The sequence below is a fragment of the Bradyrhizobium sp. CCH5-F6 genome, from assembly GCF_001556045.1.
Classification (GTDB): Bacteria; Pseudomonadota; Alphaproteobacteria; order Rhizobiales; family Xanthobacteraceae; genus Bradyrhizobium.
Genome location: NZ_LSIC01000112.1, coordinates 1 through 10,678 on the forward strand (window position 1 = coordinate 1; position 10,678 = coordinate 10,678).

Consider the following 10,678-nt stretch of genomic DNA (forward strand, 5'->3'; position numbering starts at 1 on the left):
GGGCGGGCCGGCTCAGCCGTGCACGATCGCTTTTTCGATCATGCAATGGATGCCCTTGGCGCCGTTGACGGTCTGGGTCACGCGCAAATCGGCGGCCAGGCTGCACAGCGTGTAGGCGTCCTCGCGCGACAGGTTTCGTTTCTCGCCAAGCAGCGCGATCATGTCGCGCAGCGCACGCACCGCGCACTGGTCGAGATCGGGGTCCATCGCCATGGTCATGTAGTGCGTCGCCGTTTCGGCGCGGGGGTAGTCGAGCCGCATGTCCTTGCGCAGCGTCAGGCGGAAGCGGCCCTGCAGCGCGGTCTCGATCGCGGTGACGCAGACCTCGCCATCGCCCTGCACGCCGTGTCCATCGCCGCAGGAGAACATCGCACCCGGAACGAACACCGGCAGATACAGCGTCGCCCCGGCGCCGAGTTCCTTGTTGTCGAGATTGCCGCCCATCGCGCGCGGAATCAGCGATGAGATGCGGCCCCAGGCGGGCGGCGGCGAAACGCCCATCACGCCGAAGAACGGCTTGAGGGGCAGCTCGAGGCCCCACGGCATGCGGCCAACCATCTGCGAGCGGTCCAGCGGGATGTTGAGAATACGCGTCTCGTGGAAATCGTCGGGCAGGGTGCCGGACAGCGGCTTGATCATGTTCCAGCCCCAATCCTGCCGGAGCTGGACGTCGAGGATCTCGACCGCGAGCACGTCGCCGGGCTCGGCCCCCTCGACCGCGATCGGACCGGTGAGGATGTGGCCGGGCAGCATGCGCTCGTTCCTGGCATGGACCTCATGCATCTCTGGCGGAATGTGAAATTTGTCCCGATCGGGCAGCATGTCGGGTCCGCCGCTGATCGTATCGACCGTGACCTCATCGCCGCTGGCAATGGTGAGGACAGGCTGAAGCGCGGCTTCGAAGAAGCCCCAATGGCAGGTTTCGGGGCTGGAATGCAGGTGATGATGGGTCATTTGCCGCGTCCGCTTGGTTTCATCGGCCGCGGGCTTGACCCGGCGATCGATCCTCTTTCAAGAAGATTTCTGAAGAAGTGCGGGGCGGTCAAGCCCCGCACGGACGGACAAGACGATTCCAGCGAGGCTCCCCTGTATTTCGTTCTTTCCAAGACGCTCGGCACCGCGCTGCTGCCGATCAATCTCCTGGTCGAGCTCGGAATCCTGTCACTGCTGCTGATGGCGACGCGCTTTGCCGCGCTCGGCCGCAGGCTTGCGGTGATCACACTGGTGCTGCTGGCGCTCGCGGCGTTCTCGCCGCTCGGCAACCTCCTGATCTATCCGCTGGAGTCTCGCTTCCCGGCGTGGGATCCGTCGCGTGGCGCGCCCGACGGCATCATCGTGCTCGGCGGCTCGGTCGACACCGATCTGTCGGCGGCGCATCGCACTCCGGTCGTCGCGCACGCGGCCGATCGTCTGTTCGCGCCGGCCGAGCTTGCGCGCCGCTATCCGAACGCGCGCATCGTCTTCACCGGCGGAACGGCGAACCTCGTTTCGACCGAGGCGAGGGAGGCCGACTACTCCGCGCCAATCCTGGAGAATCTCGGCATAGCGAAGGAGCGCCTGATCCTCGAGCGCAATTCCCGCAACACATGGGAGAACGCGATCTTCACGAAACAAATGGTGGCTCCGAAGCCGGGCGAGCGCTGGCTCCTGGTGACGTCGGCCTTCCACATGCCGCGCTCGATGGGGATCTTCCGCAAGGCCGGGTTTGACGTCGAGGCCTATCCGGTGGACTGGCGGATGGGCGGGCGTGACGATCTATTCTCCTTCACCAACATGGCAGCGGACGGGCTGCGACGGACCGAAGTGGCCGTCCGCGAGTGGATCGGCCTCGTGGCTTACCGTCTGATGGGCCGGACCGGCGATTTGCTTCCGGGTCCGGGCAAGGACTAGAACGAGGGTCGCAAAACAACAACACGGCGCGTGATCGCCGGCCGGGAGGGACCGCCATGCAGGAGCAGAACGCAGAGAGAATCGATCTTGCCGGCCTCGTCGCCGATCTCAACGGCCTGCTGCGGCTGAAGACGACGGTGATCGGCATGAAGCTTTTCGCGCAAGCAGCCGAGATGGAGGCGATCCCGAAGATCCGCCGGCCGAATGCGATCCACACCACCGACCAGATCGTCAGCATGGCCGCGCGGCTGGGCTGGACGGTCGGTATCACCGCCGAGGATTTGGTCGGCGCGCAGTGCCGCGCCGTGATCGGGCTGGCGCCGCAGGATGAAAAATGGCTCGCCGGCGAAAACTACGTCGGCGTCTGGCACGGCACGGCGGAGGACGCCCGCAGGCGCCAGGAGGCGCTGGACGTGGTTCCGTTCGGGCAATATCAGGCGCTCGCCGTCAGTCCGCTTACGAGCGGACGGCTCGAACCGCCCGACATCTGCCTCGTCTATGCGACGCCGGGGCAGATGATCATCCTCATCAACGGGCTGCAATATACCGGCTACAAGAAGTTCGAATGGGGCGTGGTCGGCGAGACCGCCTGCGCGGATTCCTGGGGGCGGGCGCTCAAGACCGGGGAGCCCAGCCTGTCCTTGCCATGCTATGCCGAACGGCGCTATGGCGGCGTGCCGGACGAGGAGATGCTGATGGCCTTGAAGCCGTCGCACCTCGCCAAGGCAGTCGAAGGCATGAAGGCGCTCGCTAAAAATGGCCTGCGCTATCCGATCCCGCCCTATGGCATTCAAAGCGACGTCCGTGCGGGCATGGGCGTGAGTTACGCGAAGAAGTAAAGGCCGACCATGAGCTCTTCGAAATTTGACATCGTCGTCTACGGCGCGACCGGCTTTACCGGCCAGCTCGTCGCCGAATATCTGGCGACGCATTACAAGGACGACAAGTCCCTGAAATGGGCGATGGCGGGCCGCAGCCTCGACAAGCTGAAATCGGTGCGCGAGGCCATTGGTGCGCCCGCGGACACGCCGCTGATCGTGGCGGATGCGTCGGATGCGGCGTCGCTGAAGGCGATGGTGGCGCAGACCAGATCGGTGATCACGACGGTTGGACCGTATCAGTTTTACGGCGAGGAGCTGCTCGCGGCCTGCGTCGCTGCGGGTGTGGACTATTTCGATCTCTGCGGCGAGCCGGTCTGGATGCGGCAGATGATCGACAAGTACGAGGCGGCGGCCAAGGCGAGCGGCGCGCGCATCGTGTTCTCCTGCGGTTACGACTCCGTGCCGTTCGAGCTCGGCACGTTCTTCGTGGAGGAAGAGGCCAGGCGCGTGTTCGGCGCGCCGGCCGCGCGCGTGAAGGGCCGCGTGCGCGACATGCGCGGCACGCTATCGGGCGGCACCGCGGCGAGTGCCAAAGCGACCTTCGATGCGGTCGCCAAGGACCTCAGCCTCGTCGCCATTCTCAACGACCATTTTGCGCTGACGCCGGGGTTCACCGGTCCGAAGCAGCCGAAAGGCAACAGGGCTGCCTACGAAGAGGATCTGCAATCCTGGGCCGCGCCGTTCATGATGGCGCTGATCAACACCCGCAACGTCCATCGTTCCAACATGCTGATGGGCTTTCCCTACGGCAAGGACTTCGTCTACGACGAGATGGTCCTGACCGGTCCCGGAGAGAAGGGCGAAGCCAACGCCAAGCGCGTGATGGCGGCCAACGCCGAGAAGACCGGTCCGAACGCGCCGAAGCCTGGCGAGGGCCCGTCGAAGGAGGAGCGCGAGAACGGCTTGTTCGATCTGCTCTATGTCGCGATCGCGCCGGACGGCCGCATGGTCCGCGCCGGCGTCACCGGCGACCGCGATCCCGGCTACGGCTCCACCTCGAAGATGATCTCCGAATGCGCGATCTGCCTGCTGCGTGATGCGACGGATGTTCCGGGCGGCTTCTGGACGCCGGGCGCAGCGATGCAGCACAAGCTGATCAAGCGGCTGGTCGATCACGCTGGGCTGACGTTCAGGGCGGAAGCCTAGGCTTCGTCTCGTCCCGCTCTCAAGCTGAAGATTCTTCGTCGCCAGCCTTGATCTTGTAGGCCTGCGCGGCGACGAACATGCCCCACATCGCGCCCAGCATCATCCAGAAGTGCCGCCAGTGGTCGGTGTCGATCACGAAGCTTTCGCCGACGGTGCCGAGGAAGGCGGAAAACACCGCGAGATAGGCGCGCTGCCAGGGTACACGCACGAAGATGTGTCTGAAGCCCATGATGACGGTGGTGAAGACCAGCGCGGGATAGCACACGCCGGAGAGCCAGCCGCCGGACATGAAGGCGTTCAGGTAGGAATTGTGGGTGTCCTCGGGGAAGAAGCGGTGGAATTGCAGGGGGCCGATGCCGAACGGCAGGTCCAGCGCCATCTCCGCGCCGAGGATGTGCCGGCCGAACCGGCCGAAGCGGCCCTCGTCATAGCTCTGGTCGAAGCTCGCGCGCTGCTTGAACATCTCGGCGGTGGAATCGAGCGACAGCAGCACCGCGATCAGCGCGAGGCCCAGCACTGCGGCGACGATCGCCATGATGACGATGCGCGAGCGCTGCGCATTGGTGCGGCTGGTCAGCACCATCAGCGCCAGCATGAAGGCGGAGGTCAGCACCAGCCCGCCCCAGGCGGCGCGGGAGAAGGCGAGCAGGATCGCCAGCGACATGATGGCGAAGGCCATGACGTTGCGGAAGGCTTTCGCCAATTTGTCGGAGACGACGCTTTGGAGCGCGAACAGCGCCGGCAGGATCAAAAAGGCGCCGAGCACGTTCGGGTCCTTGAAGGTGCCGCGCGCGCGTCCATAGAGCGTCAGGAGATCGTTGCCGCCGGGGACCAGGTGGAAGTAGCCGGCGACGGCCAACAGCGATGCAATCATCGCGCCGACAATGAGGCCGCGGCGGAGCATGTCGAGCCGGGCCGTCGTGTCCTCGGCAATGACCATGGCGAAGAACACCACGGTCACCGCCATGTACCATGAGGTTGCGATCCAGGTCGCCACCGTGGACTGCTCGAGCAGCGGGATCGCGCTGATCGTGTAGCCGACATTGAGAAGAACCAGCAACGCGACCAGCGGCATCAACGCGAGCTTCAGGCGCAGGCCGGTGGCGAAGAAGGTGACGGTCGCGAGCAACGTCGCGATCTCGTAGGGGCTCGGCTCGATGAAGACGATCGCGCCGCAGGCGCCGACCAGCCACACCAGCGCGCGCTGCAGCGCCAGCACGCCGGGCGCAGCCGGTGAGGCTGCGTTCACTTCGCCGGCTGTCGCCGCATACGCCATCAAACGCTCATACGCTTACGCTACTTGTACGTCACAAACACCGCTGTCATCGCCCGGCTTGACCGGGGCATGACGGAAAACTCAATACGCGTTCTCGTTCTTGGTCAGCAGCGAGATCGGCGTTTTCAGGAGAATGTAGAGGTCGAACAGCACCGACCAGTTCTCGATGTAATAGAGGTCGAACTCGACCCGCTTCTGGATCTTCTCTTCGTTGTCGATCTCGCCGCGCCAGCCGTTGATCTGGGCCCAGCCGGTGATGCCGGGCTTGACGCGGTGGCGGGCGAAATAGCCGTCGACGGCTTCGTCGAACAGGCGGCTCTGGAGCTTGCCCTGCACCGCATGTGGACGCGGGCCGACCAAAGAGAGGTTGCCGGAGAAGACCACGTTGAAGAGCTGCGGCAGCTCGTCGAGGCTGGTCTTGCGGATGAAGCGACCGACGCGGGTGACGCGCGGATCGTTCTTGGTCACGACCTTGGAGGCGGTCGGGTCGGCCTGATGGTGGTACATCGAGCGGAACTTGTAGACGTCGATGCGTTCGTTGTTGAAGCCGAAACGTTTCTGCCGGAACAGCACCGGGCCGGGGCTGTCGAGCTTCACCGCCAGCGCCACCAGTCCCATCACCGGCAGCGCTGCGAGCAGCGCGAGGCTGCCGACGACGCGGTCGAACAGCCACTTCATCACCAAGTCCCAGTCGGTGATCGGCGCCTCGAACACGTCGAGCGTCGGCACCTCGCCGAGATAGGAATAGGAACGGGGGCGGAAGCGCAGCTTGTTGGTGTGCGCGGACAGGCGAATGTCGACCGGTAGCACCCAGAGCTTCTTCAGCATCTCCAGGATGCGCGTTTCCGCCGAGATCGGCAGCGCGAACAGCACGAGGTCGACGCGGGTGCGGCGGGCAAACTCGACGATGTCGTCGACCTTGCCGAGCTTGCGCGCGCCGGCGCAGGTGTCGAGCGCGCGGCTGTCGTTGCGGTCGTCGAACACGCCGAGGATATGGATGTCGGAGTCTTCCTGCGCGTTCAGCGCCTCGACCAGCTGTTCGCCGTTGCGGTCGGAGCCGACGATGATGGTGCGGCGGTCGAGTCGCCCCTGGCGCGCCCAGTCGCGCACCAGCGCGCGCAGCACCAGGCGCTCGGCCATCAGCGCGGCGAGCCCGAGGACATAGAAGGCGGCAAGCCATAGCCGCGACACTTCGCTGCCGAACTTGGCGAAGAACGAGATGCCGATGAACAGCAGGAAGACGAACGACCAGGACGAGATCATCCGCGTCATCTGCCGGAGCTGCCCGCGGAACAGCTGCACCTGATAGATGTCGGCGGCCTGGAAGCAGACGACCGCTGCGATGGCGACGGCGACGACCTCCGCAGGATAGACCCAGCTGAAGCCGGAGAGCGGCATGACATAGCCGACATAAAGGGCGATGCCGACGAGGCTGAGCAGCGCCAAATCGGCGAGGCGGACGAAACCCGCGATCACGATCGGCGAATAGGCGCGGGCGACCTTCTGGTTGACCACTTCGAGTGCGGCGGGCGAGAGCCGGCGGCGGCGCTCCACGAAGGCCTGGTCGGCAGGCTTCGCCGCGGCACTGGTCGCGGCATCGAGCATCGAGCGTGCGTTGAGCGGTTCCACGGCGTCCACGTCCATTCCAGAGCCCGCGGCACGGCCTTGCGCGCCCGGACAAGCATCCCCTGGCGCCTCGATTATCGGACAAATCGGAAGATTCTCTAAAGCGAGCTTAAGGATGGTTAATGATTTGCAAATGCATCGCGATAACCGGCGAGCACGCCCTCGACCATCGCGGCTTGCGAGAAATGTGCCGAGATGCGTTCGCGCAAGGAGAGTGCGCGCTGCGCCGTCACTTGCGGGTCTTGCAGCGCCCCGGCGATCGCCTCCGCCATGGCCTCGGGATCGCTTGGGGCGAACAGAGCGGGGTTGTCGGCGCCGAAGATCTCGGGAATCCCGCCGATGCGGGACGCGATCATCGGAATGCCCGCGGCGCCGGCCTCGATCACGACGTAAGGCATGGAATCGCCGCGCGAGGGGACGACCAGCAGCCGCCCCTTGGAGAAGCCGTAGCGCGCCTTGACGTGACCGATGAAGCGGATTGAACCGGAGAGGCCGAGCCTCTCGACCTGCGCCTTCAGCGCGGCCGTCTCCTCACCGTCGCCGCCGAGCGTGAGGGTGACCTTGTTGCCGCCCTCGTGCAGGCGCGCCACGGCATCGACCAGCAGATCGGCGCCCTTGATGTGCCGAAACTCGCCGACATAGCAGAGGTCTGTGGCATCGTCGGCGATGACGACCGGCTCGAATTCCTCCGGCGTCACGCCGTTGAAGACACAACGCACCACGCCCTTGGGCGTGCCGACGATGCGCTGATAAGTGTCGCGGGCGAACGCGCTCTCGAACAGGAACAGGTCCGTCGAATCCATCAGCGCGCGTTCGAGCCGCGCGTAGAACTCGCCCTTGAAGGTGTTGAGGGGATAATGCAGCGAGCCACCATGCGGGGTGTAGATGCGGATGGTGTCGTCCGAGCGCCGCCGCATGCGGATGAAGGCGCCAGCCTTGGCGCCATGGCCGTGCAAGACGTCGGGCTTGAGCATGGCGATCAGGCGCCGCATGCGAAGCCATACCAGGACATCGTCGGGCGACGGCTCGCGGCGGATCGCAAGCCGGTGCACGCCGAGCTTCAGCCGCGGCGCGAGTTCCGCCAGCGCCTTGTCGGCTCGCTCGCCGCCGGTGAGGCTGTCTGCGAGGATGCCGACATGATGGCCGCGATCGACCTGGCCGTTGGCGACATCGAGGATATGGCGAAAAATGCCGCCGACCGGAGCACGCACGGCGTGGAGGATGCGAAGCGGCCGGTCGGGAGAGGGGGGCATGATCAAAACCAGCTCGACGGCGACTGCCGAACAATTCTCACGAAATAATCGAGGGGGATTAAGGGCCTTCGTGGTTAACAAACGGTGACGAGTGCGCGTGGGAAGGCCGCCGGGCGCAGCGATTAACCGAGCGGCAACCTTAATGGAGTGTAATCGCCCCGGTTGAGGTAGAGTCGCAGCGTTGCCCTGCGGGAGTGTTCGATGCGTTTAGCGTTCTGGCGTGCCGGCAAGGACAAGGCGGTGATCGAGCGGGCGGTTTCGAAGGCCAAGCCCAAAGCCGAGTCCAAGGTCCAAGCCGACATCGAAGCCAAGGCCGAAACCAAAGCCCAAGCAAGGCCTGCGCCCGTCGTCACGAAGCAGGCACAAGTCGAGTCCGGCGACATCGACCTGCACGCGCTCGGCGCGGCTCTGGCGCGCAAGCGCGGCTGGATCATCGTGCCGACTGTGCTTGCGCTCGTCGCATCCCTCGCCATCGTCAATCTCGTCACCCCGCGCTACAAATCCGAAACCCGCATCCTGATCGACGGCCGCGAGAACGTGTTCCTGCGCCCGAACAGCGATCGCACGGAGGAGCGGCAGGCGCTCGACGCCGAGGCGGTCACCAGCCAGGTGCAGCTGGTGTTGTCGCGCGATCTGGCGCGCGAGATCATCAAGAAGAACAAGCTTGCGGAACGCCCTGAATTCGACCCGGTGCTGCAAGGCATCTCGCCGCTGAAGTCGCTTGCCGCGCTCATCGGTATCGGCCGCGATCCATTCGCGATGACGCCGGAAGAGCGCGTGCTCGATGCCTATTACGAACGCCTGCAGGCCTACGCGGTCGACAAATCGCGCGTGATCGTGGTCGAATTCCAGTCCGCCGATCCCGAGCTCGCCGCCCGCGTCGCAAATTCGATCGCCGATGGTTATCTCGTGCTGCAGCAAGGCGTGCGTCAGGAGCAGGCCAAGAACGCCAGCCAGTGGCTGGCCGGCGAGATCGAGAGCCTGCGCAAGAAGGTCTCGGAGGCCGAGGCCAAGGTCGAGGACTTCCGTTCCAAGTCCAGCCTGTTCGTCGGCACCAACAACACCACGCTGTCGAACCAGCAGATGGGCGAGGTGAACACCCAGCTCAACAATGCGCGCTCGATGAAGGCCGACGCCGAATCCAAGGCGCGCCTGATCCGCGAGATGCTCCAGAGCGGCAAGCCGATCGAGGCATCCGAGGTCGTGAACTCCGAGTTGATGCGCCGGCTGTCGGAGCAGAGGGTGACGTTGCGAGCGCAGCTCGCCGAACAATCGTCCACCTTGCTCGGCAATCATCCGCGGATCAAGGAGCTCAAGGCGCAGCTAGGCGACCTCGACAATCAGATTCGCGACGAAGCGGCCAAGATTTCGCGCTCGCTCGAAAGCGACGCTCGGATCGCCGCCGGCCGGGTCGATGGCCTGACCGTGAGCCTCGAGCAGCTCAAGAAGCAGGCGGCCTCGACCAACGGCCAGGACGTTCAGCTCCGCGCGCTCGAGCGCGAGGCCAAGGCACAGCGCGATCTGCTCGAGACCTATCTGGCCAAGTACCGCGAGGCCAATACCCGCGAGACCATCGACACTGCGCCGACGGATGGCCGCATCATCTCGCGCGCCATCGTCTCGAACACGCCAGCCTATCCAAAGAAGCTGCCGATCGTGCTGATCGCGACCATCGCGACGCTGCTGCTGTCGTCCGGCGTCGTCGTCACCGGTGAGCTGCTGCGCCAGACCGCGCCGCGCGTGGCGGCCGCACTTGGTCCGGTCCAGGCGCCGGTCCGCCGAGAGCCGCTGGTCCAGCCGGCCGTCGAGCCGATCGTCGATCCAGTCATCGAACCGGACGTCCCTCCCGTCTCGGCAGAGCCCGCGCCGCTGCAGCCGCAGATGGCGGCCGACATCGACGTCACCGAATTCACCGAGATCGAACGTCTGGCCGAAAGTCTGCGCGCCGCTGGCCCTTCGGCCAGGAAGGTCACCGTGCTCGGCACCGCCCCCGGCGAAGCAATCACTTTGTCGACCTTGACGCTGGCCCGGCACCTTTCGCGCGATGCGCGCGTCGTCGTGGTCGACCTCGCAGCGTCCTCGCCGACGATTGCCGCGGTCTCCGTCGATGCGTCGGCTTCGGGCCTCGCCGAGCTGATGCAGGGCGAGGCGTCGTTCGCGCAAATCATCACCCGGGACAAGCTCTCGCGGCTCCATCTGGTGATGGCCGGCCGTCCCGGCTTCGACCGCAGCCTGTTGCAATCGCCGCGCGTTGCGCTTGCGATCGACGCTCTGCTGCGCGCCTACGATCACGTGCTGGTCGACGCCGGCAGTGCCTCCGACCTCCCGGCCGAACTGCTGACGGCGCATGCCCGCGCCGTCGTGGTGCCCGATGCATCGATGGCAGCGGATGCGCGCACGCTGATGTGCGAGCAACTGAGGGCGGTCGGCTTCAGCGAGGTGACGATGCTGAGCAAGCCCGTGCAGCCGTCGAGCGCGATGGAAACACCGCGCGTGGTGGCGGCGTAGGCTCTTTTCCCTCTCCCTTTGTGGGGCCCTTTGTGGGAGAGGGTTGATCTTCCCCCGATAAAGTGGACGGGTTAAGCGGCTTTTAGCTCCATCTCGAT

Annotated in this window: 8 protein-coding genes; 4 read left to right on the top strand and 4 right to left on the bottom strand. The window is 65.3% G+C overall.

Annotated elements, in window-relative coordinates; all coding sequences use genetic code 11:
• Positions 1 to 12 precede the first annotated feature (12 nt).
• A complete protein-coding gene (locus AX729_RS20035) occupies positions 13 to 954 on the bottom strand; it encodes an acetamidase/formamidase family protein (RefSeq protein ID WP_061026133.1) in 942 nt (313 codons plus the stop codon).
• A 168-nt stretch (positions 955 to 1,122) separates the two neighbouring features.
• Here AX729_RS20035 and AX729_RS20040 point away from each other — a divergent pair, with 168 nt between their 5' ends.
• The 3 genes from AX729_RS20040 to AX729_RS20050 are packed head-to-tail and all read left to right on the top strand — an operon-like array spanning position 1,123 to position 3,917.
• Complete coding sequence (locus AX729_RS20040; RefSeq protein ID WP_061026138.1) at positions 1,123 to 1,890, top strand: YdcF family protein; 768 nt, start codon at positions 1,123 to 1,125, stop codon at positions 1,888 to 1,890.
• Between the two features lie 56 nt (positions 1,891 to 1,946).
• Entirely contained in the window at positions 1,947 to 2,729 is a 783-nt protein-coding gene (locus tag AX729_RS20045) for a DUF169 domain-containing protein (RefSeq protein WP_061026134.1), read from the top strand.
• A 9-nt stretch (positions 2,730 to 2,738) separates the two neighbouring features.
• Positions 2,739 to 3,917, top strand: a complete 1,179-nt coding sequence (locus AX729_RS20050; protein ID WP_061026135.1) for a saccharopine dehydrogenase family protein — start codon at positions 2,739 to 2,741, stop codon at positions 3,915 to 3,917.
• 19 nt (positions 3,918 to 3,936) lie between these two features.
• Here AX729_RS20050 and AX729_RS20055 read toward each other — a convergent pair whose 3' ends face one another.
• From AX729_RS20055 to AX729_RS20065, 3 genes are all read right to left on the bottom strand, one after another.
• Positions 3,937 to 5,193 carry an O-antigen ligase family protein gene (locus tag AX729_RS20055; protein WP_061026136.1) on the bottom strand — a complete coding sequence of 419 codons (1,257 nt, stop codon included), beginning with the start codon at positions 5,191 to 5,193 and terminating at the stop codon, positions 3,937 to 3,939.
• An 81-nt stretch (positions 5,194 to 5,274) separates the two neighbouring features.
• Positions 5,275 to 6,822, bottom strand: a complete 1,548-nt coding sequence (locus tag AX729_RS20060) for an undecaprenyl-phosphate glucose phosphotransferase (RefSeq protein WP_061026139.1) — start codon at positions 6,820 to 6,822, stop codon at positions 5,275 to 5,277.
• Positions 6,823 to 6,938: 116 nt separating this feature from the next.
• Positions 6,939 to 8,072 (bottom strand): glycosyltransferase family 4 protein, encoded by a 1,134-nt coding sequence (locus tag AX729_RS20065; protein ID WP_061026140.1) that lies wholly within the window; start codon positions 8,070 to 8,072, stop codon positions 6,939 to 6,941.
• Between the two features lie 201 nt (positions 8,073 to 8,273).
• On the opposite strand from AX729_RS20065, the gene AX729_RS20070 reads away from it, so the two are divergent.
• Positions 8,274 to 10,580 (top strand): GumC family protein, encoded by a 2,307-nt coding sequence (locus AX729_RS20070; RefSeq protein WP_061026137.1) that lies wholly within the window; start codon positions 8,274 to 8,276, stop codon positions 10,578 to 10,580.
• Positions 10,581 to 10,678 lie beyond the last annotated feature (98 nt).